General features: G+C 55.7%; 16 protein-coding genes and 2 pseudogenes. 6 read left to right on the forward strand and 12 right to left on the reverse strand.

The window, feature by feature from the left end; translation table 11 throughout:
• Positions 1-3: 3 nt before the first annotated feature.
• The 6 genes from C5750_RS24295 to C5750_RS24320 all read right to left on the reverse strand — a co-directional run bounded on the left by C5750_RS24295 (position 4) and on the right by C5750_RS24320 (position 6,512).
• The gene (locus C5750_RS24295; protein WP_105737664.1) at positions 4-1,026 is read right to left on the reverse strand and encodes an ABC transporter ATP-binding protein; all 1,023 of its coding nucleotides are present in this window, start codon (positions 1,024-1,026) and stop codon (positions 4-6) included.
• Positions 1,019-1,999 (reverse strand): ABC transporter ATP-binding protein, encoded by a 981-nt coding sequence (locus C5750_RS24300; protein WP_105737666.1) that lies wholly within the window; start codon positions 1,997-1,999, stop codon positions 1,019-1,021. The genes C5750_RS24295 and C5750_RS24300 overlap by 8 nt, the downstream gene beginning before the upstream one ends.
• Positions 1,999-2,817, reverse strand: coding sequence for an ABC transporter permease (locus tag C5750_RS24305; protein ID WP_105737668.1), 819 nt, complete (start codon positions 2,815-2,817; stop codon positions 1,999-2,001). The genes C5750_RS24300 and C5750_RS24305 overlap by 1 nt, the downstream gene beginning before the upstream one ends.
• A gap of 59 nt (positions 2,818-2,876) precedes the next feature.
• The gene (locus C5750_RS24310) at positions 2,877-3,809 is read right to left on the reverse strand and encodes an ABC transporter permease (RefSeq protein ID WP_105737670.1); all 933 of its coding nucleotides are present in this window, start codon (positions 3,807-3,809) and stop codon (positions 2,877-2,879) included.
• A gap of 164 nt (positions 3,810-3,973) precedes the next feature.
• The gene (locus C5750_RS24315) at positions 3,974-5,671 is read right to left on the reverse strand and encodes an ABC transporter substrate-binding protein (RefSeq protein WP_245421238.1); all 1,698 of its coding nucleotides are present in this window, start codon (positions 5,669-5,671) and stop codon (positions 3,974-3,976) included.
• Positions 5,610-6,512, reverse strand: a complete 903-nt coding sequence (locus tag C5750_RS24320; protein WP_105737674.1) for a serine hydrolase — start codon at positions 6,510-6,512, stop codon at positions 5,610-5,612. Before C5750_RS24320 ends, C5750_RS24315 begins: the two co-directional genes overlap by 62 nt.
• Positions 6,513-6,585: 73 nt before the next feature.
• Here C5750_RS24320 and C5750_RS24325 point away from each other — a divergent pair, with 73 nt between their 5' ends.
• The 3 genes and pseudogenes from C5750_RS24325 to C5750_RS26865 form a co-directional block, all read left to right on the forward strand.
• Positions 6,586-7,593, forward strand: coding sequence for a LysR family transcriptional regulator (locus tag C5750_RS24325; protein WP_105737676.1), 1,008 nt, complete (start codon positions 6,586-6,588; stop codon positions 7,591-7,593).
• A gap of 364 nt (positions 7,594-7,957) precedes the next feature.
• Positions 7,958-8,446 (forward strand): hypothetical protein, encoded by a 489-nt coding sequence (locus C5750_RS24330; RefSeq protein ID WP_105737678.1) that lies wholly within the window; start codon positions 7,958-7,960, stop codon positions 8,444-8,446.
• A 603-nt stretch (positions 8,447-9,049) separates the two neighbouring features.
• Positions 9,050-9,199 (forward strand): annotated as a pseudogene (locus C5750_RS26865) (S9 family peptidase); the annotation flags it as partial.
• 232 nt (positions 9,200-9,431) lie between these two features.
• Here the strand turns inward: C5750_RS26865 and C5750_RS24340 are convergent.
• The gene (locus C5750_RS24340; protein WP_105737680.1) at positions 9,432-10,025 is read right to left on the reverse strand and encodes a TetR/AcrR family transcriptional regulator; all 594 of its coding nucleotides are present in this window, start codon (positions 10,023-10,025) and stop codon (positions 9,432-9,434) included.
• Between the two features lie 156 nt (positions 10,026-10,181).
• On the opposite strand from C5750_RS24340, the gene C5750_RS24345 reads away from it, so the two are divergent.
• Positions 10,182-10,580 (forward strand): RidA family protein, encoded by a 399-nt coding sequence (locus tag C5750_RS24345; RefSeq protein ID WP_105737682.1) that lies wholly within the window; start codon positions 10,182-10,184, stop codon positions 10,578-10,580.
• 154 nt (positions 10,581-10,734) lie between these two features.
• Positions 10,735-10,878 (forward strand): annotated as a pseudogene (locus C5750_RS26430) (Tn3 family transposase); the annotation flags it as partial.
• 274 nt (positions 10,879-11,152) lie between these two features.
• On the opposite strand, the gene C5750_RS24350 reads toward C5750_RS26430, so the two are convergent.
• Positions 11,153-12,226, reverse strand: a complete 1,074-nt coding sequence (locus tag C5750_RS24350) for a DJ-1/PfpI family protein (protein WP_105737684.1) — start codon at positions 12,224-12,226, stop codon at positions 11,153-11,155.
• Between the two features lie 86 nt (positions 12,227-12,312).
• Between C5750_RS24350 and C5750_RS24355 the strand changes: the two genes are divergently transcribed.
• A complete protein-coding gene (locus C5750_RS24355) occupies positions 12,313-13,308 on the forward strand; it encodes a GlxA family transcriptional regulator (protein ID WP_105737686.1) in 996 nt (331 codons plus the stop codon).
• A gap of 327 nt (positions 13,309-13,635) precedes the next feature.
• Here the strand turns inward: C5750_RS24355 and C5750_RS24360 are convergent, their stop codons facing one another.
• From C5750_RS24360 to C5750_RS24375, 4 genes are all read right to left on the reverse strand, one after another.
• Complete coding sequence (locus tag C5750_RS24360) at positions 13,636-14,133, reverse strand: GNAT family N-acetyltransferase (RefSeq protein ID WP_105737688.1); 498 nt, start codon at positions 14,131-14,133, stop codon at positions 13,636-13,638.
• A 73-nt stretch (positions 14,134-14,206) separates the two neighbouring features.
• Positions 14,207-15,796, reverse strand: a complete 1,590-nt coding sequence (locus C5750_RS24365) for an HlyD family type I secretion periplasmic adaptor subunit (protein WP_105737690.1) — start codon at positions 15,794-15,796, stop codon at positions 14,207-14,209.
• Positions 15,793-17,979 carry a type I secretion system permease/ATPase gene (locus tag C5750_RS24370; protein WP_105737755.1) on the reverse strand — a complete coding sequence of 729 codons (2,187 nt, stop codon included), beginning with the start codon at positions 17,977-17,979 and terminating at the stop codon, positions 15,793-15,795. Before C5750_RS24370 ends, C5750_RS24365 begins: the two co-directional genes overlap by 4 nt.
• A gap of 110 nt (positions 17,980-18,089) precedes the next feature.
• Complete coding sequence (locus C5750_RS24375) at positions 18,090-26,603, reverse strand: adhesin (RefSeq protein ID WP_105737692.1); 8,514 nt, start codon at positions 26,601-26,603, stop codon at positions 18,090-18,092.
• Positions 26,604-26,619: the final 16 nt, after the last annotated feature.

Consider the following 26,619-nt stretch of genomic DNA (forward strand, 5'->3'; position numbering starts at 1 on the left):
GGATTAGCCTTGTTCTAACAAATGGCAACGGGCGCGGTGGAAATGCGCCCCGGACGAATTGATAAATGACGGAATATCGCCCTCGCGGCATTTGTCGAATGCGGAAGGGCAACGCGGATTGAACGCACAGCCAGGCGGGGGATTAAGCGGTGATGGTGCTTCACCCTGCATCCGGCGCTGGCGCGCCATGGGGGCCAGTGGATCGGGGATGGCGGCGATCAAGGCCTGCGTATAGGGATGCAGCGGGCTCGTGAAAATATCACTCCATACGCCCTCTTCAACGATGCGGCCCAGATACATCACTGCGATGCGGTCACTCATATGTTCAACGACGCCGAGATCGTGCGAAATCATCAAAAGCGCGATACCGAGTTCGTCTTTCAATTCCAGCAACAAATTGATGATCTGTGCGCGTATGGATACATCAAGAGCAGAAACAGGTTCGTCGCAGACAAGCAGTTTCGGTTGAACAATCAAGGCACGCGCGATGCAAATACGCTGCCTTTGGCCGCCAGAAAACTCGTGTGGCTTGCGATCCGCCGCTTCAGGTTTCATACCAACCTTAGCCAACATGTCCGTCACGCGGACCTCGACCTCGGCACTATCTTTCATACCATGGAGACGCAATGGCGCGGCAAGAGCCTCGCGCACGGAACGGCGCGGATTGAGCGACGCAAACGGATCCTGAAATACCATCTGCACATTGCGGGCCTGAGCGAGTGGATCGTTTTTAACAGCTGTCGGCACATCCTGCCCTGCCACATGCACCGATCCGGAAGTGATGGGGACAAGTCCCATAATGGCGCCGGCAAGCGTGGATTTTCCACAGCCGCTTTCGCCGACCAGACCGAGGCATTCGCCGGCTTTGAGAGAGAGATCAATTCCGTTGACAGCTTTCAGTGTCTTTTTTCGAAAGCCTTCGCGAACAGAATAATGAATGCACAGATCTCGAATGGCGAGTACTTCGGCAGTGCTGCCGTTCTTGCCGCCATCTGTTGGTGGCAACGCGATGCTCTGCTCAGTCATGATGGAAACACCTAATCGAACCCAGCTCATCAAGGGACGCTACGGGCGGCATAGCCTCCCTGCACGCGTCGGTGACACGCGGACAACGCGAAGCAAAACCACACCCGATATCGCGCTCCATCAAGCCTGGAACGACACCTTTGATTTCGGTTAATCGGGAGCGGCCTTCCCGCAAACGACGGCCGAGGAGCGGCAAAGAGGCTACAAGCCCATGCGTATAAGGGTGGCGCGGATCGGTAAAAATCTCACTGGCAGGACGCTGTTCTACAATGTGGCCAGCATACATAACCGCCACCCGATGACACATGCGCGCAACAAGCCCCAGATCATGCGAAATCATCAGAACTGCTGTGCCCCGGGCTGTGCACAAATCAAGAATGAGTTCAACAATTTCTGCCTGAATGGTCACATCCAGTGCGGTCGTCGGCTCATCGGCAATCAGCAACGCCGGGTCGCAAGCCAGCGCGATCGCAATCATCACACGCTGGCGCATGCCACCGGAAAGCTGATGCGGATAATCCTTGATGCGCCGTTCCGGGCTTGGAACCTGTACCTGCTCCAGTGCCTCTATGGCTTTGAGCCGGGCCTGACGAGTGTTCATGCCTTTATGCAGCACGAACATTTCGCCGATCTGGTCACCGATTGTCATCAGAGGATTGAGCGAGGTCATCGGCTCCTGAAAGATCATGGCGACGCGGTCGCCGCGCAGGCGGCGCAAATCTTTGTTGGGCAAGCGGTTTATATCCTGCCCCTCCAGGAGTACGCATCCCTGCGTGACATTCATCGGGGCGCGCAGCAAACCCGCAATCGTCAGCGCACACAGACTCTTGCCGCAGCCGGACTCTCCAACAAGCCCGAACACTTCACCGGCTTGGATAGAAAAATCAATCTGGTTGACCGCCGGAAAGTTTCGTCCTTGAGCGCGCAGCGCAATCGAAAGATTTTGGACCTGCAGAATAGATTTGTCAGCCATCAGCGTTTTGACCTCCCGTGCGGATCAAGCAGGTCACGCAAGCCGTCGCCCAGCATATTGAAGCCAAGCACGGTGATGAAGAGCGCCATTCCCGGAAAAATCGCAACCCATGGCGCAACCATGAGCTGCTCGCGTGCCCGTGCCAGCATACCGCCCCAACTCGGTGCAGGCGGAACAACACCCAACCCCAGAAAGGACAGTGATGCTTCTGCCATAATGGCCGATCCGATACCCATTGTGGCCACCACAATGAGCGGCCCGCCAATATTCGGCAGGATTTCACGCAGCATGATGTAGAATTTACCGAAGCCAAGCGTGCGGGCCGCCTGCACATAGTTTTGTGATTTTTGAGTGAGAACCTGCGCCCGCGAAATACGGCAGCTATAGGCCCAGTCCGTCAAACCAAGGGCTATCAGCAGACTGAGCAGTCCGGGTCCAAGAACCGCCATGAGAGCCAAGGCAAACACAATGGTCGGAATGGATAGCATCAGATTTGTCAGGCCTTGCACAAACTCGTCCCACCAGCCGCCGAGATAACCGGCGGAAAGGCCAAGCAGAACGCCTATGCACGTGTTCATCGTCTGAACAGCAAGTCCGATCATAAGCGAGATCCGCGCCCCATAGGCAATGCGTGAGAAAATGTCCCGGCCCTGCTCATCGGTACCAAACCAGAACTGCGCACCTGGTGCTTCTTCTGCATAAAGAAGATTGGAGTTGGAAACCGGATCGTAATGGGCAATCCACGGCGCAAACAGCGCCACCAGAATGATGGTCACGAAGATTGTGAGCCCTATGACAAGATTGGAGCGGAACATCAGTGCTGCCTGTTCTGTTCAGAATATTTGCATGATTGCAAAGAACGCTTTCCCATAAGCACTCAGCGGTATCGAATGCGCGGGTCGATCGCGAGATAAGCGATATCGACAAGCGTGTTGATGATGAGAAAGAAGAGCACGATCACAAGAATGCAGCCTTGAACCGTTGGTATGTCGCGCATGGAGACCGATTGCGTCAAAAGCGAACCGATACCCGGCCACGCAAACAAGTTCTCAATGACGACCGAGCCACCCAGCATGGAGCCGAATTGCAGGCCGATTGTCGTCAGCACCAATACAAAGGCGTTGCGTGCCATATGTTTGGTAACAATGCGGAATTCCGAGTTTCCTTTTGATCTGGCCGTGCGGACAAAATCAGCATTCATGGTTTCCAGCACAGCTGCGCGGGTCGTGCGCGCCAAAAGCGCCATAGGGGCGATACCAAGCGTCAGGGCAGGCAGCACCAGATTCCTGATATTGCCGTTGCCATAGCCAAAAGTGGGCAACCAGCCCAGTTTGAGCGATATGAAATACATGGCCAGCAAACCAAACCAGAAACCGGGCAGCGAGAGACCGGAAACGGCTGTGATCATGGCCGTTGTATCCAGCCATGTGCCCTGTCGTACGGCTGCCAGAAAGCCAAGCGGCAAACCGATGACGATGGCAAAGGCAATCGCCGCAACGGCGAGTTTGAATGAGGCGACTATGCGGGTGGATAGCATCGTGGTGACAGGGCGTTGTGTGGAAAAGGACGTGCCGAGATCACCTGTTGCAAGCCCGGAAATATATTTGCCGAACCGCTGTGGCAACGGATCTTTCAAACCCAGTTCCTTTTCAAGGCGTTCAGCAACCGCCGGATCAATGTCGCGTTTGTCGCTGGAGAGCGAAGACACAAATGTGCCTGGCATGACGCCGAATAGAAAAAAGATCAGCGTTATTGCAGCAAAAACCGTGACCAGAGATTGTAGCAGTCGCCTGCCAATCACCACCAACATAGGAATATCCATAAATTGTGGTTAGAGGGACCCGGCCGATGTTACGGCGGCTTGGAAAATCGACCCTTGTCGGGAAATGTCGAACCCAGGGTCTTTCAGCTTGTTTCGTGATGTTCTGGCAGTTCGGCATATTGCCGGACTGCCAGAACGGAGCAACAGCTCGATTAACGGCCAGGCGCGTTGGCGTCGAGCCAAAGCGAATCCACTTCGATGATGGCGGCTTCGGTCACGTTGCTGTCAACGCCGTGAATCCACGGCTGGGTTGCCACTACTGCCTTATTGTAGTTGTTGAACCAGACCGGCGCCTTTTCAAAAATATAGGCATCCGCTTTCTTCAAAAGCTCAATGCGTTTGGCCGGATCCGATTCAGCCGAGGCCGCGTCCAGAATTGCGTCATAAGCGGGGTCTTTGAAGGCACTGCGGTTACAGCCCGGACGGCTGATACGGCTGTCGAAGCAGCGCAAAGCGGTGAGCGGATCAGGTCCCGTGCCCGCAGAACGAAACCATGCCATGGCCGATCCCTGATTCATTTCATCAACAAGCGTGTTGGAATCCACGACCTTGGCTTTGGCGGTGATGCCTACCTCTTTGAGAAATGGCATCATGGCTTCCAGAACACCGAGGCTCGATGTACCTTCCGTCACGGATATTGTCACTTCAAAGCCATTGGGATAACCGGCTGCCGCCAGTAGTTCCTTGGCTTTCGCCGGATCATATGGATAGGGCGCGCGGTCTTTGTCAAACGCCGGGGATGTTGTTGGTAGCCAACCCGTCGCCTTATACGCTTTGTCTTTGAGAAGTTTGTGGATGATGATGTCACGGTCAACAGCATAGTTGATTGCCTGCCGCACACGCACATCGTCAAATGGCTTCTTTTCAGTGTTGAGGCCCATATGGCGGGTGAACACCTCCGAAATTTCAATCAGGCCCTTGGAAAGTTCTGGGTCCGCCTTGTAAAGAACATAAGCGTTTTCTGACAGAACGGTGGCGTCCAGCTCGCCAGCGCGAAACGCCATATCAAGCGCGCTGTTATCACCGGATATGGTGAAATCCACTGCATCAGCATAAGGCTTGCCCTGTTTGTAATATTTGTCGAATTTTTTGCCCGAGATTTTCGAACCTTCGACGTGATCCCCAAAGGCAAACGGTCCAAGACCAACAGGGTGGCTGAGGAAATTGCCGCTTTCTACTTCTTCTTTTGGCAGAATAGCTGTGATGGCTTCGAAGAACTGCGTGCCCGGATCGACTAGGTCTTTGAATGTGAGCGAGAAGGTGCGGTCATCGATCTTTTTAATGCCGCCGATTTCTTTGACTTCACCCTTGGAATATTCCTGCGCACCGACGAGTGTACCGACCTGCACTGCGCCCGGATAGCCCTTCGTCGGGTCCATGATACGCGTATAGGACCAGACCACATCATCTGTGGTCAGCTTACGACCATTGTGGAAATAGATGTTGTCAAACAGTTTGTAAGTGAACGTTTTACCGTCATCACTGGTTTTAACCAATTCAGCCAGATCAAGAGCAGGCGCGTTTTTGGCTGAATCCCATGTATAAAGGGAGCGGTGAAACGCTTTGGAGACCACCATGTCCTGTGAGTTGTAAGTTGCATGCGGGTCAAGACTTTTGAGGGCCGCGCCATAGGGCGCTGCCAAATGCAGCGTCCCGCCGGGCTTCGGCTCATCGGCCCAAGCTGAGCTTGCAGGAACAGCCGCGGACAATGCGGCGGCAATCAATGCAGCTTTTATGATCGAGCGATAGTTCATAATTTTCCCCTTTTTCATTGATTGGCTGGTCAGCTTATTTTTGGAAGGCATATCGGTAAAAGTGCTGCGCGAAATTGGGCAGAAAACTTTTGTCATTCGCTGACCATTCCCCATCGCACATCACACAGAGAACAAAACTTTTCCCGTCAGGCGTTTCCCCGTAGACCAGATCGTGCCTGGTCCAGGACGTATGACCCGCTTTCGACCACGTCATGACATCCCGCGGCAAACCCTCAACCAAAAAACCACGGACCTGATCACCCTCAGGATCGCCATCATTGGAATGGCGCTGAAACTCACGGTTCATCAGCCCCATCATCCAATCGGAGCGCGCATGCGCACCGCGCGCAATGTCGTGCATCAAAGCTGCTGCGGATAAGGCGGTGAGACGATTTCCATTTTTGCCATTGCGGATCTGCTGCGCGCGGCCATACGGGCTGTCCTCATATGTGCCATGCAATACGTTGATACCCGCAAATTCCGGACGGTTCTGCGATTCATACCATTGCTGAACGCGGTGGCGCGCCGCGCACCATTCTTCAAGCGCTTTTCCCTGCAATGGCGCGCCATCATCAGCACCGGTCAAACGTCCCACGAGATAAACCGTCGCCTCGTTGGAGGAAATGGCCATCATCTGTTCGGCGGCACGATCATCTTCCGCGTGTTCAGCCAAGCGGCCTTCTTCACGGAAAGCCGCCAACGCATTGAGAAAAAACAGCTTCACGACACTTGCCGGATAAAGCGGTTTGATTGCCCGATGTCCAAACCATGACAAATTCAGGAATGCGCCGGGATCAACCAGGCGCAAGGGAGCATCGAAGAGACAGCCAGCCAGACTGACACGGCTTTCATCACGAGCGCCATTTGTCGATTGCAATGCGTCTGACAGCGCGCGTGACGCCGGATGCGTCTTCGGCATTTGGGCAGTGGCGTTCATTTATGTTCCCTATTTTTAAAACAATTTAGTCATGAAAATTTTTTCGTTGATATAGAAATATCATTGGAACTTCATGCAGCTACGATATGATCTGGCAAAAATTGCAGCAATTTCAGAGGGTAAAAAGGTGAGATCTGGCAAAGATCATATCAGTTTGCGCCAAGTAGAGATTTTTCGCGCGACCATGAAGTTTGGCACCGTCACAGCTGCCGCAGCGGCCCTTGGTTCTTCGCAGCCAACCATTACGCGCGAGTTATCACGGCTGGAGGAACATATCGGCTTTCGCCTGTTTGAACGGCGTCTGCAAAGACTGGTGCCAACGGCCAGAGCGCTCAAGCTTTTTGAGGAAGTGCAAGCCTCATTCATCGGTCTGGACCGTATCAATGATTTTATCGATCGTCTGCGCGATGCTTCGGAAGAAGTGCTGACGGTCGCTTCTCTGCCGGCCTTTGCACAGGCGATTTTGCCTGAAGCGGTCGCGCGATTAAATGCTACCCATCCTGATTTGACACTGCAAATCAGTACGGTCGACCCCCGCAATCAATCAAGTATCTCCGGCTTCAATTTTGATGTCGGCCTGATCGAGGGTGTTTATACCGAAAGAGATGCGGAATCGCGAATATTATGGGTGTTCCAGCTCGTCGCCATCATGCATCCAGATCATCCTCTGGCGCAACGAAACTATGTTGAGCCGCACGACTTTGAAGGCGTCAATTTCATCAGTCTCGGTTCTCAAGACCCGTACCGGCTGAGTGTGGAACGTGTATTCGACACGGCAGGCACGCAAAGACGGCTGTTCCTGTCATCGCAGTCGGCCAGCAGCGTGTGCGAATTGGTGCTAAAAGGGTTGGGTATTTCAATAATCAATCCGCTTACCGCGTTAAGCTATGAAAAACACGGCCTTGTTCTAAAGCCTTTTTTGCCTGCACAGGATTTTGTCCTGTCCGTTTTACGTCCAATCAATCGCCCTGTCGTCGCCAGTTCTGATGCGCTCGTGATGCATCTGTCCCAAATATGTGCGCAAAGACATCACAATCTGGTCCAAAAACGCTTGGCTGTGGACGATAGAGGACGGCATTGATGAATGGCAGGCTGGTGACTGGGCCGAATCCAGGATCCGCCAAGGCAACCGTTGAGACGATAGCAGATCTCCTCCGACTCAGAGGCAAAAGGCCGTTGCATTAGTCGATCGCAGAACTCAAACTTGAATCGGCATATTTCAATAAGCAATTGGCGATCCGGTCTCGATTGTTTGGTGTCTTCAGGACAATGGCGGGCAGATACAGAACGATTTGGTATATTTTTCCAGCCTGCTTGATCCTCCCGCTGCCATCAAGCAGCGTCATGCCCTTGAGGAGCTATAACTGCCACATTTCGTTTCATCCTGCCGTCCATTGTTGTACCAATGTAAAAACAGGCACCTTTAACTTTAGGGACGGACGACCATGATACGCTACCGCCATTTCATAAGCTTCATTGCTGCCGCTTCGCTGAGTGCGTTCATGGCACAGGGTGCCCTCGCCCAATCGAACGGGAAAGCAATGCCAACGAACAACCCCCGTGCTTATCTCGCAGTGTCGAACGGTACTTCGGCAACGCTTGGAGACACAATGAAACTCAGCCGCACCTCTGCACATTTCTCCCTGTTAAAAGGACAAATGATACTTCGGTATTCCGACGTGTGGAAAAGCGGCAGCGATACAGAATTCGGTGGAGATGTCTATCAGGTGCTGAATGCCGACAAGTTTTTTTCACTGAACAAAGGCAAGAACGGCTTTTGTGACAAGCCGGTTCGATGGATCACCATCAAGAATTCAGAAAATACCCTGGGTGAAGGGACTATTCGCCTTGGCATGCTGAGCATCGATGACTGGCGCAAATATAATCCCAATGCACTCGGTGCGTGCAGTGCGGATTCCTTCCAGCTCAAATAGCCCTCGTTCGGCGGGCGTACCGGTTAGGCCGAGCGGCGATTGAGTTTTGCCAGACACAATATGGCATCGGCATAGGCGTGGCCAAGCCGGCTGCCGAGTGCATCTTGCAGTGGGGAAACCACTGACGCACCCAAAAGCACAGCGTAAAGAACAAAGACCCAGAACCAGTCTCTGTGGAACGATCCGTAGTGAAGTCATCGAGTTGTCGAGAAAATATGTATGGCACGATGACCGACAGCGCAGAGCTGACAAAAATTGTGAGCGTGATCATTGCAATAGAAAAGGCAGAGCTGCGCAAATATTGAACCAGTATCGCTTGGAGTGGTTGTAGAACGATCCTCATACTTGGTCGTCCAAAGTGAACACTTAACGGACGGTTACGTAGATCCAATAGAGCGGCAAGAAAATTCGCCGTCTTCTCTCCGGTTGTACGAGCAGGTGCTATATATTTTTTTCTAACGTGGGAAAGGCAAGATCGATTAGCGTCAGACTGCGTCTGCACGAACGCTCCGCAATTTTTGTGTTGTGAGGACTAACTTAGTTATCCTCGAGCATACTTCACCACGGCGGTATTTTAAAGGACAGCGAGTATTTTATTCCCGTCATGCCAATCAGGGTGGTCTTCTTCTCGGCGCAAAAGAGTTTGTCGCCAGTGGAGCGCTGCTTCGGATTTCAGATGGCCTAAACATTACGGTGGCGGCTGTCTCACAGCCTGGTTTCGGCGCTTCTGATGGGCCCCTAAACATTAAAGGGGCACAAATATGCGGTTGAAAGCTCAAATCATAAACATCGGCCCGTTTCGGGCCCCAGTCCCGCGCGAAATCGAAGGGCGCAGAAGGGTGGGGAGCAGCCACTCAATGCGATGAGCACGAAGCGGAAGTTGCTCCAGTCGCAAGCCTCCGCAGTCTTGAAGGCTGTAGCTTCAACCGAGCATTCCGCGACGCCAAAGTCTCAGTCTGAAAGCTCGACTTCCGCCTTTAGTAGGTCACAAACGCTCCAAAAGCAGACCTGCCGCCAAGGCGTGAAAAGCCGCGATCGCCTTCGGCAGCACGCTCTGCGGGTTTTCGCTCGCGGCGATCCAGAGAGCAGCATTGAGAGCCGCGCCACTAAGCAATCGGGCCGCCGCCTCTGCGTCAAGTGGCTTGAGGATGCCTTGTACGATTAGGCGCTCCACAGTGCTCTTGGTCACCTGTAGACAACTGTTCTGGCTCGGCCACTGCGAGGGATCACCTAACTCCGCAGGTCCGTCGAGCAGAACGATGCGTTGGACTTCCGGATTTAGCGCCATCTCGATATAGGCCACCCCCTCGGCAAGCAAGCCCTGCCAATCGTTACCCGCCCGAGCCCCAATCTCTTTAGCGCGCACCGCCATTTCCATGTCAATCTGATCGACAACCGCCGCCAGGAGCCCGCGCTTGTCACCGAAGCTGTGGTAAAGCGCACCCCGTGTCAGACCGACGTCAGCCGTCAACTCGTCCATTGACGCTGCGGAGTACCCCTTTTCCGCAAAAGCCTTTCGCGCAGCCGCTATCAACTTGACGCGGTTTTCCTGCATCGTTTCGCTGCGTGTTTTCGCCATTCAATCCCTCTTATTCATATACGAAGCGTATATGGACTTGACATACGATACGTATGTCGAATACCCAACATACGTATCGTATATCAAATGAGGTGCGAGCTTGTGAAGCGTTACTCCGGGCTCAGCGGCCGTTGCCAACAATAAAGAGAGATCAGAATGACCCAACGCGAAGCAATCTTTCCTGCTAACAGGCACACTCTTTACGAGGAGCATGGCTATTCCGCTGCTATCAGATCCGGTGATCTGCTATTTGTGTCCGGACAGGTTGGCAGCCGTTCCGATGGAACACCCGAACCCCATTTTGAACGCCAAGTACGGCTGGCCTTTGAAAACCTGAAGGCCACGCTGGACGCAGCGGGCTGCACGATGGATGATATCGTGGACGTAACCACCTTCCACACTGACCCTGAAAACCAGTTCGGAACTATTATGGCTGTCAAGCAACAGATTTTCAGCAAGCCGCCCTACCCGAATTGGACTGCGCTCGGCGTAAACTGGCTCGCCGGCTTCGACTTTGAGATAAAGGTCATCGCCCGTATTCCGGTAAATACTTGACATCGCCACACCCCTGCTGCCCGGGAAATTGCCATATTCTGTCGCACGCGCGTTCCCGAAGAAGGCTCTTGCGATGGAGTTTGCGAAAGCTCGATGACCGCTATGGGACTCAATCCAGACCCTTCATTGTGCTTGTCCCGAACGGCGGTGACGGGTCGAAGGCGGCGGCAGCAATCTTGTATTCGCCCTCTGTCATCCGCTCGGCTTCGCATTCGTGCCGCGCATCTCCGATCTCGACGGGCGATGTCTCTATGGCTTCGAACCGGCCAAGCAATATGGAATTCTTCAGAATGTCATGGTCTCCGTATGGCGGCCATGGCCGCTGCCGCGATTGGCTCACCGGGGAATTCCGCGCACTTAGCGCCGGCGCTCGGGTTAATGCGCTGGCCCTGCATCTTGTGTCATGGTTGCAGGGGGAGCAGCCGTGGCTATGGCCTTCCGCGACGAAACTTTCATCCGCAGCGAGGTGGCCGGAATCGAACACTGGCTAACAGCTTTGCCGCACACTACTCCATCCAACTGACCAAGGCGCGTCGATGTTCGTCACCTTACTGAAAATTTGCAACAAAGTCCTATTCTCTACGCGCATATTCAAGTTGGAGTGCAACCAGATCTGCAGTTTCGTGGCCGTAGCGGGCCGCAATCGTTTCAAGCGTGGTGTCGAGAGACTTCGAAGAAGCGGCCTTTTGGTCAAAGAGTAACTCGACATAGCCCTTATTGTTCTCCTTATCCGGCACGAGGACAAGGCCATGCCGCGATTTCACACGGTTGTTTCCTGATATAGCGATCGCTTGTGAACGATATGTTCTCGACCATGCATCGGCACTGAGAGCCAGTGCGATTTCGTCAAAGCCCTCTGTAATGGGAATGGCTAAGATCTCGTGTGTCCAAAATGCGAGGTAGTTTCGAGCAATGAGCCCTGCGCGTCCCACCGTCAGGTGAAATGGCGCGGAAACATGCGCTGAAGTCCAGTCTTCAATACCGAGTTCTGTCGCCGTGGCTTTGGCTCTTGCATATCCCGCCATTGCTTCAACCAGGGCAAGGCTTGCCGGGATAGACGCGGTAACGCCGGTGGTGGTCATGACGTTGTGGTCTACGACATAACGTTTGTCGCGAATCCATCTTGTCTTTGGGAACTGTCGCGCAATACCATCGAACGCATACCAGTGCGTTGTTGCACCCCGTCCCTGCAGAATACCTGCCCGTGCGGCGATCCATGCTCCCTCACAGATAGCGACAACGAATGCTCGCTTTTGCGCTTGCTCCTGCACCCAGTTGACGATGGCGTCACTTCTGTTGTCGTGCATGGCCGGCACAATCAGAACGTCCGCACCTGCAGGGTAAACTTTGTCAAATGTTTCCATCGTCATATCCGATTCAATGGCGAGCGCTGGCATCAGGTTGATTGTGCCCGCTTGCGTGGAGACGATGACGATATCGGCAACGTCAGCTGACTTCAAAACACCGTAAGGCACAACGAGATCAGTCGTCTCCGTGCCCGCATTATCCGCCACAATCGCAACGAGTGGCCGAACCCGTTCAGCCTTAACGGCAGGCAGTTGAATGCGGTCGATATCTGCGGCCGCTGAAGGCCCAGACAAGATGAGGAGACATAGGAGAAAGGTTTTCCAGATTGGCTGACGCATGAAGGTTCCCAACTTTGAAGACGGCATCCCAACATATGCGTACATTGCCTCTGGCGAAAATGACAAATTTATCGCATTTTACGCCAATGAACACGCAATCTGGAACGACAACACGAATCCTCCTGATCGGCTACGAAGGTGTGCAAGCCTTGGATGTAGTCGGTCCTATGGAAGTATTCGCAGCAGCAAATCTCTTTAAGTCCGAACACACTCCGCCATATGAACTTCTGCTCGCATCTCCGACAGGAGGATCGATTAAATGTAGTTCGGCAGGCGGTATTCATCTTGGCGATGCCATCGCGCTCGATGCCGTTCCCAATAATATTGATACGGTCATTGTGGCGGGTGGCAGCGAGGATGCACTAAGGAAGGTAATCTTCGAGACCAGCCTGATCGAATGGCTGAAATTACGTGTCTCAAGCACTCGCCGTCTGGCCAGCGTATGCACTGGGGCTTTCGTACTTGCTGCAGGTGGCTTTCTGGACGGAAAACGCGCAACAACTCATTGGAATTCAACCGGCTTGCTCAAACAGTTGCGACCTCAGATCGAGGTCGAGCCAGACGCGATCTTTGTAGCCGAGCCACCAGTTTACACATCTGCCGGAATTACGGCGGGAATTGATCTGTGCCTCGCTTTGGTTGAAGCCGATTGCGGGGCGCAAACGGCTCTGTCCGTCGCCCGTCAGTTGGTGCTGTTCATGCGCAGGCCTGGAGGGCAGGCTCAGTTCAGCTCGAGCCTCGCGGTCCAAGTCAGAGCGACGCCACGACTGCGAAAGTTGGTCACCGAAATTCTCGAAGATCCCACCGGCGATCTATCCGGCCCTGTTCTTGCTATGAGAGCTGGCATGAGCGAGCGAACCTTTTCGCGCTCATTCCATAAGGAAACAGGCACGACTCCAGCCCATTTTGTCGAGACCGCACGGATCGGGCGAGCAAAAATGTTGCTAGAAACGTCAAACTGGCCATTGGCCCGCATTGCCGAACATTCCGGCTTCGGCAGCCTCCATGCCTTGCACCGCGTATTTCGGAAACGACTCGGAATTACGCCTGCCTTTTATCGTGATTGCTTCAGCGCCATTTAATTTTCCCCAATTACCGACGGGATCCTTAGCGCAGTACCCCCCTCCCGCAAACAACCCCGCCGCCGCCGCACATCCCCGTTGGCAGATTTGGTACCTTGGTCTTTCGCAGTTTGAAATCAACCATCGCAGCTTCGGGCCGGCAGGGCCACGTAAATATCCCATGGTGGTGGTAAGTACCCGGACCGGCAATTCAATTGTCAATCGGTCACTTCGATCATTGATTGAGAATGTTCGGAACGGATGGCGCGAACTCTTACCCTTGAACTAGGCACGTTGTCTAATTGGTCTCAACGTGGGCACTCCGCGTGCTCGTTACCATGACGCGCACTATGTTTCATTGACCGCCAGAAGATAACTTCCTCCGATGCAGATTGCGCCACTGGATCGTAGAAGCCGGTCGGTTTGCTTGATGGCCGTCCCCGTGGAGACGTGCACAAGGACCTGCCTGGCATTGCGTGAACGAGACCAAATCACGATCCCGCGGAGCAATCTCTTGAAGACCTTTGCCGAGAGAAAAGGGCCACATTCCTCGGCATCAACGGCAAGCAGGTGTGTTGTTGTCATCACGCCTCCATCCCCCAGTGCGTATTCTCCTGCGGTAATCCATGCCAGACCGACAACTTTGCCTTTGGCTTCCGCAACGATCAAACACTGGTGTGGGGCTGGATTGCGGGCTTGGTGTTCAATAGCAGCGTACTTCTTCTCGGAAAATGGAATGTCTGCGAATACTGTCCTGGCATGATGTTTGCGCACGAGCTGATAAAAACTCGCCCAATCCTCATCCTTGGGTAACCTGACATTGATCGTGCTTGTTTGCTGTGTCATCAGAACCTCAGTGGATCACGGGATACAATTACAATGAATGCTGTCTTTCTACTGTGGCCGGCAGCATCTCCCCTCACCTTTCCTGCATAGCCTGTGACGAGATTTCGGCGAGCGGCGAGAACAGATATTCGAGAATGCGGCGCTTTCCGGTCTTCACCTCCACGGTCACGGACATGCCGGGGGAGAGCGGCATGGGTTTGCCATCAACGTTGATGATGGTCACATCCGGCCGGATGGTGACGGGGAAGACCAGATTCTGCATGCGCTGGGCATTGCCGGTGGGAATGATGCTCTGCAGCTCCTTGGCGGCGGCACCTTCCAGCGCTTGAGCATCCGGTTCGGGAATGGCGTCGGTGGCAACGCGGGTCACCTTGCCTTCGATGATGCCGTAGCGGGTGAAGGGGAAGGCCTCGACCTTGATGACGGCGGTCTGGCCGCCTCGCACAAAGCCGATGTCGCGGTTGGGAAGATAGGCCTCGATCTCGAGCGCAGCGTTTTCCGGGACAATGCGCATCAGTTCGCTGCCTGCGGTGACGACCTGGCCGATGGTGGTGACGGCCGACGCTTGCACGGTGCCATCGATCGGGCTCAGAATGGTCATGGAGGAGCGGCGCTTGCTCGCCTTGATCAGCTGCTGTTCGAGTTCATCGACGCGGCGCGCCGCTTCCGACTGCTTCTGCACATTGTCGGAGAGGAAGCTGCCCACGAGCTTTGCCGCCTCGCTGACCGCGACCTCAAGCGCGGCCCGCGCCGCGGCCAGCTGGCCGGTCTGGGTGACGAGACTGGCCTCGGCCTCCTGCTGCGATTGCAATGCGTCGATGACCTGGGCGCGGGAACCGGCCGCCGTCGGGATCAGCTCCGTGCGCATAGAGACGCGTTCGGTCAGGGTTTTGACCAGAGCCGTCTGCGCGGCGATCGTCCGGGTCAGGCTGTCGATCTCGGTCTGGCGCTGACGCCGCGTCGCGTCGAGATTGGCAAGCGACGAGTGCAGCTGCGATGTATCGGCCCGGTAGATCAGCTGTTCGCGGCGGCGGATCGGTTCGGAGATCCCATCCGGAAAGGCCAGCGGCCGCTCGGTGATGCGGCCGATGTTCCAGATACCTCTCTCCTGCCATTCGGTAACGGTCGCCAGCACCGCCTCGCGGCGGGTGACTTCGGCGCGAAACGCCTGAAGGCTGACGGCAAATGCCGTTTCCTCCGACTTGATCTCCGTGTCATCGAGCGCAACCAGCATATCGCCCGCCTTGACCTGGCTGCCATTGGTGACCTGAACGGTCTTTGTCCGGCCGAGCTCGATCGACTGCACCATCTTGACGCGTCCCGCTGGCTGCACCTTGCCCTGCGCCGTTGCCACAATGTCGAATGTACCAAAATAGCTCCAGACAAGCGCACTCGTCGCCAGGATGCAGATGAACCAGATGAAGGCGGTGCGGATGGGCGAGGCCGGTGTTTCCAGGATCTCCAGCGCCGCCGGCAGGAACTCATTGTCGGCGCGCTGGCGTTTGATCGCCTTCAGTGCTTTCGCCGTGACTTTTTCCTGTCCGGGTTCTTGCCGCGCGGAAGCGGGTTGATCAGGATCGACCCGACCGGCCTCAGCGCGTTCCAGCTTTACCTGTTCAGGTTTTGAGGGCGCGGCCTCCAGAGGTGCCTCGAGAGGTTTCATGCCTGATTGCTCCCCGACTGCAATTGCCACAGATGGGCGTAGAGGCCATCCTTTCTGGCCACAAGCGTCTCGTGCGTTCCCTCTTCGACAATCCGCCCATCCCTCATGCCGATGATGCGGTTGCAGTAACGCACGGTGGCAAGCCTGTGGGCGATGATGATCACGGTGCGGCCGCGCACGATCTCGCGCATATTGGCAAGGATGATCCGCTCGCTCTCATAGTCGAGCGCACTGGTGGCCTCATCGAGAATGAGGATCGGCGGGTTGGTGGCAAGCGCCCGGGCAATGGCCAGCCGCTGGCGCTGGCCGCCGGAAAGATTGGCACCGCGCTCCTCGATCAGCGTGTCATAGCCGCGCGGCAGTTTTGAGATGAACTCGTCGGCACCCGACAATTGCGCCATGCGCATGGCCGCTTCGCGTGACATGGCGGGATTGGCCAGCACGATATTGTCGTGGATGGTGCGGTTGAACAGCATGTTCTCCTGCAGCACCACGCCGATATTGGAGCGCAGCCAAGCGGGATCGACCTGGGCAATGTCCTGCCCGTCCATGAACACCTGGCCATTGCTGGGGATATAGAAGCGCTGCACCAGCTTGGTCAGGGTCGACTTGCCCGATCCCGACGGGCCGACAATGCCGATGACTTCGCCGGGTCTGACCGTCAGGTTGATATCCTTCAAAACATCCTGCGCATCGGGCGCATAGCGGAAGGTCACCGCCTTGAAGGTCAGGGCACCCTTGGGTGCCGGCAGCGAGACGGCAATGGCCGGGCGCGGCTCCTGCGGTGCATTGAGAATATCGGCAAGGCGCGAGACCGAGACCTGCACCTGCTGAAAGTCCTGCCAGAGCTGCGACAGGCGCAGGATCGGCTGCGCCACCTGACCCGCGATCATGTTGAAGGCGACCAGCGCGCCGACGGTCAGTTCGCCATTGATCACCGCCTGCGCCCCGAAGAGGAGAAGCGCGGCACTCGTGACCTTGCTGACATATTGAATGGCATTCTGGCCCTTGGCGGCCAGCATGGTGGCGGCAAAGGACGAACGGATATAGGCGGCAAGCCGCTCCTCCCACTGCGCCGCGACAACCGGCTCGACAGCGGCCGCCTTCAGCGTCTGCACCCCGACTACCGTTTCCACCAGCAATTGCTGGCTGAAAGCACCGCGGTCGAACTTCTCGTCGATGCGTTCCTTCAAAAACGGCCGGATGAGAAAGCCGATGGCGAGATAGAAGGGAATAGAGGCAACGACGATCCAGGCGAGCTTGGCCGAATAGGCAAACAACACGAAGATGAAGATGATGGTGAAGATGAAGTCGAGGCCGGAGAACAGGCCCTGCCCGGTGAGAAAGTTGCGGATGGTTTCAAGCTCGCGCACCCGCGCCACGGTCTGGCCCGCCGCCCGTGTCTCGAAATAGCTGAGCGGCAGGTTGAGCAGGTGCCGGAACAGCCGCCGTCCCAGCTCCACATCGATGCGGTTGGTCGTGTGCGACAGCGCATAGGTGCGCAAATATTGCAGCACCACGTCGAACAGTCCGATGGCGGCAAGCCCCACCACCAGAACGATCAGCGTGGAATAGCTGCGATGCGCCAGCACCTTGTCGACCACCACCTGGAAGAACAGCGGCGTGACCAGGGCAAACAGCTGGACGAACAGCGAGGCCAAAAGCACATGGCCGAGCGAGCGGCGATAGCGCCACAGCGAGGGCAGGAACCATCTGAAGCCGAACGTGTCGCGCGACACGCCTGCCCCCGCGAACCGCCGCTGCACCAGGATGAATGTGCCGCCGGTCAGCTGCAAAGCTTCCGCAACCGGCACCTCGCGCGAGCGGAAATCCACCGGATCGACCAGCCGGCACATCCCTTCCGCATTCGCTCCGCCAAAGATCGCAAACGAACCGTCGATAAGACAGGCAATCGCCGGCACCGGCAGCGCCGCGATCCGCTTGCCGTCCCGCGCCACAACCTTGCGCGCCTTCAGGCCGATCGAACTTGCCGCCCGCAGGATATCGTCGGCCCCCGCCGCACCCGTCAGCGCATATTCCCGCGCCAGCGTCTCCGGCCGCGACGCAATCCGGTAAAAGCCCGCAATCGCCACAAGCGCGGACAAGCCGATGTCCGCTGCACGCGCCTCAGGCACACCGCCCGCCGCCGGTGGATCCACATCCCCCGAACTTACCCTGTCCATTTCAACGACCACCCCGTGCGGGCCATTCTTGGCCCGTCATTCCTGCCCAATTGCTTCATTCATCCGTCGCGGCAGATCAGGAGGTGCCCTGCCCCCGATCATCGCGCGATTCATGCGGCCGATGCCGTGCGATAGGTCAGCGTTGCATCGCCGACCAGACGGGTTGTCCCATCCATCATCTGGACCGAACTTGTACCGGTAATTGCCGATCCGTCCGGGAACTGGGTAGATCCCGTTGGCGAGGGCAACAGATTGATAAGCTTGATACCCGCCTCCGACATGGTCTTCAACTCGCCGGGATCCGTGATGCCGTTCTGGTTCGCGTCCTGCCAGATACGGAACTCGTTCCAACGCGCATCCCTGTCATCAAGGACGGTGTCGTGGTTGGTATCAAAGGCAAGGCGCAGCCCCTCAAGATCGCTGATCGGACCGCGCTGTGCGATTTCCTCAGGGGTTGCCCACAGGGAGAATGCAATCTCTTTCGCCTGATCGATCAGTCCGTCGCCGCCAGCCTGACCGTTGGCTCCAAGATCGATGACCAGAAAACCATCCTGCGGTCCCGCCCAGGCAGTTGCATCGCGAACACCATCCCCATCCCAGTCAAACATTGGACCAGTATGTGCGGCCGCCTGCGCCGGATCAAATGGACGAAGATCAATGTGATCATCCCCATTCAGATCAATGATGACGGGCTGGCCATGCGTGCCGGGACCGCCCCCTCCGCCGCCACCGCCTTGGGGAATGATCCTGCCTTGCGCATCATATTGTACAGACTGGTAGACCTGCCCCGACGAGTTGTAAAAATACTGCGACCGGGTGCCATTATCATTGTACTGATTGGTCTCCTTGATTTTACCCGCCGCGTCATAAGCATCCACGATTTTCTGCCACGGCTGGGCATTCGAGGGATCGTAGAACGTCTCCGTTCTCGAACCGTCATCGAATGTCGGCTTGTCCAGGGTCAGCCGGTGCTGTGCATCATACCAGTATTCAAGTGTTCGCCAGGACTGAGTGTTGGATGCGTCATACGTGATGTCATAACGCGTGCCGTCATCGAAATCCTGATATTGCGTAACCATCTGGCCGGCAGGATTGAAGGTCTGGCGGAAATGCGACCAGGTCTGCGTATTCGCCACGTCGTACGTATCGACGGCTTTGGAACCATCATCATTGAATTCAACGTGGTAATAGAGCTGGTTGGCGCTGTTGTAATAATATTCAACGCGTGACCAATAGGCGATGTTGGTGGGATCAAGATTGACGTCAAAACGCGATCCGTCGTCATTGATCTGGAATTGGGCGGTCATCTGGCTGGCCGCATTGAAGGTCTGTATCAGCTTCGACCAGGACTGCGAATTGGCCACATCATACCAGTTGTTGATCCGCGTCCCGTCGTCGTTGAATGTGACCTGATAGGTAAGTTGGCCCGACTGATTGTAGGTGGATTCGTAATGGGACCATGTGGCGATGTTGGTTGGATCGAAGCCAAATTCGACCCGCGTTCCGTCGTCATTATAGGTATACTGTGCCACCATGCTCCCCGCCGCATTGAAGTCCTGCCGGACACTCGTCCAGGGCTGGGAGTTATTCACATCATAGGTTTGCGAAATGCGCGTATTGTCGTCGTAGAAGGTGTTTCTATAGGTCAGCTGGCCTGCTGGATTATAGGTTTCCTCGACACGCGACCATGGGGCGGTATTGTTGGCATCGAAGGTAAAGAAAACGCGCGTTCCATCATCATTATAGTTGGTTTGCGAGAACAGAACCCCCGCAGCATTGAAGTCTTGCCGGACGCTCGTCCAGGGCTGGGAGTTATTCACATCGAAGGCTTGCGATATCCGCGTGTTGTCGTCGTTGAAGGTGGTCTTGTAGGTCAGTTGGCCTGCCTGATTAAAGGTTTCTTCATAGCGCGACCAGGGGGCAGTATTGTTGGCGTCGAAGGTGATGAGAACCTGCGTTCCATCATCATTGTAATTGATTTGCAAGAAGACAACCCCGGCTGCATTGAAGTCTTGCCGGACACTCGTCCAGGGCTGGGAGTTATTCACATCGTAGGTTTGCGATACGCGCGTGTTGTCGTCGTTGAAGGTAGTCTTGTAGGTCAGTTGGCTTGCCGGATTAAAGGTCTCTTCATAGCGCGACCATGGTTGTGTTTTGGCGAAGTCATAGGTGATGACATTCGTCACCTTGCCGTTCACATCACAGAAGAACACTTGAGACAGCTCACCCGATGCAGCATCGAAATAGATATCAACCCGCGTTCCGTCATCCTTGGACTGTCGTTCAAAGACCTTCTTGCCATCGGCATTGAATGTTTGCTCAATCTTGCTCCACGGATTGGCATTCAATGGATCGTAAAGCGTCGATGCAGTAAGAATTCCTTTCCGGTTTAGCGTTCCAACCGTCAATGCCTGTCCGCTTGGCCCGTCAAAGGTCGACACAGTCGTTGTACCGTCAGCGGCCAGCAGCGTTTCGGCCGTCTTGCGCCCCTGCGCATCGGTTGTCAGGCTGCGCAGGAGTTTGCCCGACGCCGTGAAGCTATCGATGACTGTCTGTTTCAGCGAGCCATCGGCATTTTTGTCGACGGCTGTCAGTGTGATCGAACCATCCCGGCGGCTTACCGCCGTTTCGATGCGGTCAAAGATGCCGTCATTGTTGGCATCCTTGCTCAAGACCGTGGTGAGACCATCGGCGCTTGTCGTCTGCGTACCGCGCGCCTTGACCGAGCCGTCGGCATTGGTCTCGGTGATCGTCGAAATGACTGAACCATCAATCAGTGTCTTCGACACCATGACGACTTCATAGGTGCCGTTGCCGTCATAATCGGAGCGCGTAGTTGTGGTGAGACCATCGGCCGTTGTCGATGTTTCGACCTTAGCCGCGATGGCCTTGACCCAGTTCACCGAGCCGGACACAAGGTTCGAAACATCCCTTGCTTCGGCATTGTTGACAATCGTTGTCACCGTTGCGCCTGTGGCATCGACAACCCATGTCTCGGTCCGATCGGCAGTGCCGTTGCCGTTCACATCCTTGACCGTGGTGCGGGTCTTGCCATCGGCGCTGACACTGATCGTGGTCTTTGCAACCAGCTTGCCGGTATCATCCGTATCTGTGAGTGTGCTGCGCTGGCTGCCATCGGCATTGTAAACACCGATTGTCGTGCGTTTGCGATCCGTGACACCATCGCCATCGGTATCAAATTCAATGGTCGTGGTCAGACCATCAGCCGACGTCCTTGACGTCGTCCGGTTGGCAATCGTTCCATCGACCCGCAGCCCGGTGGTGATTGATGTCACCGAGCCGTCAATGGCCTGGATGCGCTGTTCGGTCTGATCGACCTTGCCATCACCATCGGCATCCCGCTCGATGGTCACGCGGCGCTTGTCCGCACTTGTTGTGACGGCAGTCTTGTCAAAGAGCTGACCGGCCAGGCTGGATGTGGTTATCGTGTTGACCACGGATCCATCGGCCAGGACATTGCTGACGTTCTTCAGAATGCGCGATGGCTGCCCTGCCCTGTCCTCCTGCGTCGTGACTATGCGCCCGTCCACACTTTGGGTGGTGACGGTCTTTGCGATGAGGCTGCCATCGGCTTTGGTGCTGTTGATGGTTCGCGTCGTCGTTCCGTCATTGTTGAAGGTCGTCACATCCGTCGAGATCTGATCGAAACTGCCTGAGCCGGCCGTGTCCCAGTTGGTGGTCACCGAATAGCCATTGGCGCTTGTGGTGGTGACAAAGCGGTTGACGAGTGTGCTTCCTGAGAAAATACTGACGGTGCGTGTGCGCGTTGCATCGGCATTGAGGACCGTCACATCCGTGCTGGTTCGCCCAAAGCTTCCCGTACCTCCGATATCCCATCTGGTGGTTTTGGTCAGCCCATCGGCCGACGTGTCGGCCACCGTCTTTTCCTTCAGGACCAGTCCACTCCCGCCGGCCGCAAATGTGCTGATCGTTTCGGTTTTGCTGCCATTGGCATTGAGCACGATGATACTGCTCGTTCTCGTATCGGTCGTTCCGTTGCCGTCGGCATCATAGTCAATGGTCTGCGACAGGCCATTGGCACTTGTGGTCGTGATCCGCCTGGCGACAATGGTCGATCCATCGGCCGCATAATCGGTCAGTGTGGTCACAAGACTGCCATCGGCATTCTTCACAGACACCGAACGTTGATCCACCACACCGTCGCCATTGATATCACTCGTGATGGTTTTGGTGAGGGCATCGGCGCTCAGCGTCGTCGTTGTCCGGCTTTCCAGCGATCCATTGGCTCTGAAATAGGTCTGAACCTGAACCGTGCTGCCATCGGCATTGATGGTGGTGGTTTGGCTGAGCGAGCGCAGCGAGGCTCCCGACCCGTCCGTCCAGCTCGTTGTTTTCGTAAGCCCTGTTGCGTTCGTGACAATGACAGTTTTGCCCGTTAGCGCATTGCCGGCGTCAAACTCCTGAATTGTCCGGGTTTGGCTGCCATCGGTGTTCAGCGTGATGATGTTGGTGGTCGTGCGGTCAAAGGTGCCATTGCCGTCGAGATCCACCCTGGTCATTGCCGCCAGACCGTTGGGCCATGTGTCGATCACCGCCTTGCTGTTGAGCGAGCCATCGGACTTAAGTTCGCTCACCGTCCTCGTTGTCGTGCCATCGGTGTTGAGCACGATCGTCGTGCGCACATCGATGACGCCATCGCCGTTCAGATCATCCTCAATGGTTATGTTCCGGCCATTGGCCGAGGTGGTGGTTACGGATTTTGCAATGGTGCTGTTGTTCCACGTTGTCGTCAAAGTGGTCTCAACAGTCGACCCATCGGCATTGATGGCTTTGGTCGTCTGCACCGTCCGATCCATCGTTCCATTGCCGTCAAAATCGGACTGCATTGTTTTGGTCAGGCCGTTGGCACTGATAACCGTTTGGCCCTGGCTCGTCCACACACCCTGAGCTATTCCATACGCCGCAGTTCCACCACCTCTTACGGTTTCACCAGATGAATACAAACCGGTCTGATCCAATGTGGCAGCATCTCGAATACCATCGCCATTGCTGTCAAATTCCGTTGTCCGGAGGAGACCATTGGCGCTGATATTGACCGTCGTCTTGTCGAGAAGCGTGCCATTGCTGCTTGTCGTCGTGATCGTCTGCGTTCGGCTGCCATTGGCATTGATGACGGTCCTGTCGGTGATGGTCCGGTCATAGACACCATCGCCGTCGAAATCTTTCAGCGTCGTCACGGTCAGACCATCGGCGCTGACCGTGGTTGCGGTCCTGGCATAGACCGAACCATCGGCATTTGCCTCCGTGACCGTTGTTGTGGTGCTGCCGTCCGCATTGAAAACGCTGACCTTTGTCTCGTCGGTCTTGCCGTCACCATTGTCGTCCGTTGTCACGGTCGTTGTCTTGCCGTCACCGCTGACAAGCGTCACTGTCTTGCCGAGCAAAGTGCCACTGCCGGCCTTTGTCGTGACTGTCTGGCTGCGGCTGCCATTGGCATTGATAACAATGCTTGTCGTGGTCACCTTGTCCGCAACGCCGTCGCCGGTCAGATCCTCTTCGACCGTCTTCGAAAGTTCATCCGCCGAAAACGTGGTGACAACCTTGCTAACGATCGCGCCCGTGGTGCCGGTGATGGTCGTCGTATTGGTCTTGCTGCCGTCGACGTTAAGGACGGTGACATCGGTCGTGATTGTGTCCACCGTGCCATCGCCATTGACATCAACCGAGGTCTTCTTTGACAGCCCATTGGACGAGGTTTCGACGATCGTCCTGCCTATGAGCAAGCCGTCCGGCGTGAATGTGCCGGTGGTTTCGGTTCGCGTGCCATCCCCTCCCAGCACGATCGATTTGCGCGCATCGATGGCGCCATCGCCATTCAAATCCTGCTCGATCGCGATGCTCTTGCCGTCTGCACTGGTTGTCGTGGTCGACTGCGACAGGAGCGTGCCGTTGCCGCTCTTTACCACCGACGTCACACTGGTCGAGCCATTGGCATTGAGCAGTTTGGTCGTGGTTGCAACCCTGTCAATCGTTCCGTCACCATCAATATCGGTCTGGGTCGTGGAGACCAGACCGTTGGCACTCACCGTGGTGATGGTCCTGGCCGTATTGACCGATCCGGCCTGTTCTTGTGCTGTTGTCGTCAGAGATTCATCGGGATTGATCACCGTCGTCTCGGTCGTACTGGAATCGATTGTCCCGTTGCCGTCGATATCAACCGTCGTTGTCTTGACGAGGCCATTGGCGCTCACCGTCGTCACGGTTTGGCTCAAAAGCGAGCCATCACCATTGGTCTCCGTGATCGTCCGTGTGCGGCTGCCATTGGCATTGATGACCGTCGCATCGACCGTCTTCCGGTCGATTGTGCCATCACCATTCAGATCCTCCGACAACGTTTTTGTCAGGCCGTCGGCACTGACCGTCGCAACGACCTTGCCATAGACCGTGCCGGATGCAGTTGTCAGCGTGGTGGTTGTGGTCGTGCTGCCATTGCCGTTCTGGACCTGGATGACTGTTCGATCGACAATGCCATCACCATCCGCATCCGTCGTAACGGTCGTGGTCTTGCGGTCGGTGCTGACCAGAGTGACCTCACTGGCAAGCAGCGTGCCATCGCCGCTCCTTGTGGTGACCGTCTGCGTACGGCTGCCATCGGCGTTGAGAACAGTCACGTCCTTGACGGTCTCGTCGATCACGCCGTCGCTGTTGATCCACTTGTCCGTGGTCTTGGTCAGTCCATCAAGGGAGTAACCGGTCGCGGTTTTCCCCTTCAGCGTGCCATTGTTGCCCTGCAGGGAGAAGGCGATATGCCGCGTCTGATCGCCAAAGATGTAGATGCCATCGACCGCGATCTGGTCATAGACGCCGTCGCCATTGAGATCGACCGAGATTTTCCGCCCGATCGCATCGGTCAAAGCTTCGGTTAGCGTCTTGCTGATCAGCGTGCCATTCGGATTGAAGGTCTCCACCGTTTGCGTCGTTGTGCCATTCGCATTGATGAGGGTGGTGGTTCGTACATCCACCACGCCGTCGCCGTTCTGGTCCTCCTCGACAGAGATGGTCTTACCGTCGCCACTGGTGCGGGTGACCAGGCGCGAGAGCAGTGTTCCATCCGCGCTCTTCTGGTCCACCGTCTGGACACGACTCTTGTCCGCGCCAACGACTGTGACATCCGTTGTGATGCGATCGGCGATGCCATCGCCAGTCAAATCGCTAGCGGTCGTCTTCGACAGGCCATCGGCGCTGAGGGTCACAACAGACTTGTCGCGCAGCGAACCATCGCTGTTGTAGCGCAGTGTCGTCGTCGTCACATTCCCGGCGCTGTCGACGGTGGTAACAATGCTGTCGCTTTCGTCGAATGTGCCAGTGCCGGTGTGATCATATTGGACCACCTTCGCCCGGTTGTCTGCACTCGTTACGGTTTGCGTCCTCGAAATCAGCGATCCATCCGAATTGCGTGCATCGACCGTCCTGGTCCGGGTGCCGTCGCCGTTCAGCACCGTCGTTTCGCTGCTGACGCGCTCAAAGACCCCATCACCATTCGAATCCGTCCGGGTGGTCTTGGTCAGACCATCTGCACTTGCCGTCACGCTGATCTGTTTGGTGAGTGTCCCATCGACACTGAACGCCTTCGTCGTCGTAACGGTTGATCCATCGGCATTGGTAACAAATGTCTCACTCTGATCGTTCTTGCCGTCACCGTCCTGATCGAGATTGGTCGTGATGGTCTTCCTGTCGGCACTCGTGATGATCGTGGTCTTGTCGGCCACCGACCCATCCTGGCGGACATTGGTGATGGTTCGAGTGCGGCTGCCATCTGCACCAATGACCATATTGTCATATTGCGAGCGATCCGCGACACCATTGCCGTCATCATCATAATAGGTGAATTTGTTCAGCCCATCGGCGCTTGTCGTCACATTGTTGCTGAACGCCAGGCGGCCGTCCCTGTCATAGCCTTGAATGTTCTCGCTCGTCGAACCATCGGCATTGGTGACTTTCGTGCGCTTCAGCACATAACCATCAGATTCCGACACCAGGACCGCATCGCCAACAGTTCCTGTCGTTCCATCTGTTCGTGTATATTGCGACGTGCCCTTGATATAGGAACCGTCAGTAAAGTTTTGGCCACTTCCTTTTGGCGTCAGGTCAATCGAGGCAATGCCAAGCTCGCCCAGCGTCTTCATCACGCCGTCGACCATGACCTTGAATTCGCTCCAGCGCGCATCGCCGGCATCGAGTTTGCCATTGTGGTTGGTATCGAAAACATTGCGAAGGGCTTCCAGATCGCTCGATGCCGTCCTGTCCCATTCGGTAAAGGCAAATTCATTCGACTGGTTGATCTTGCCGTCATTGTTCGTGTCAATGACCAGAACGCCGGTACCCTTGCCCGCCCAGGCCGTGCGATGCAGATAGCCGTCGCCGTTCAGATCGAGGAACTGCGTGGAGGATGAAAGCGAGTCGATGTTTATGCCATTGCCGTCTAGATCAATAAGGACGGGTTTGCTGGCCGAAGAGCCATCTTTTAGATTATTCTCAATATCATTTTTTATCTTACTATAAGGAGAGTCATTGGTAAATTGGTGAATATTGCCCTCTCTATCGACGACGTAGTCATTGTTGTTTCCTCTGCCAAAATCCATGTGCAGAACCCCCCTT

The sequence above is a fragment of the Phyllobacterium myrsinacearum genome, from assembly GCF_002980555.1.
In the GTDB taxonomy this organism is placed as follows: Bacteria; Pseudomonadota; Alphaproteobacteria; order Rhizobiales; family Rhizobiaceae; genus Phyllobacterium; species Phyllobacterium myrsinacearum.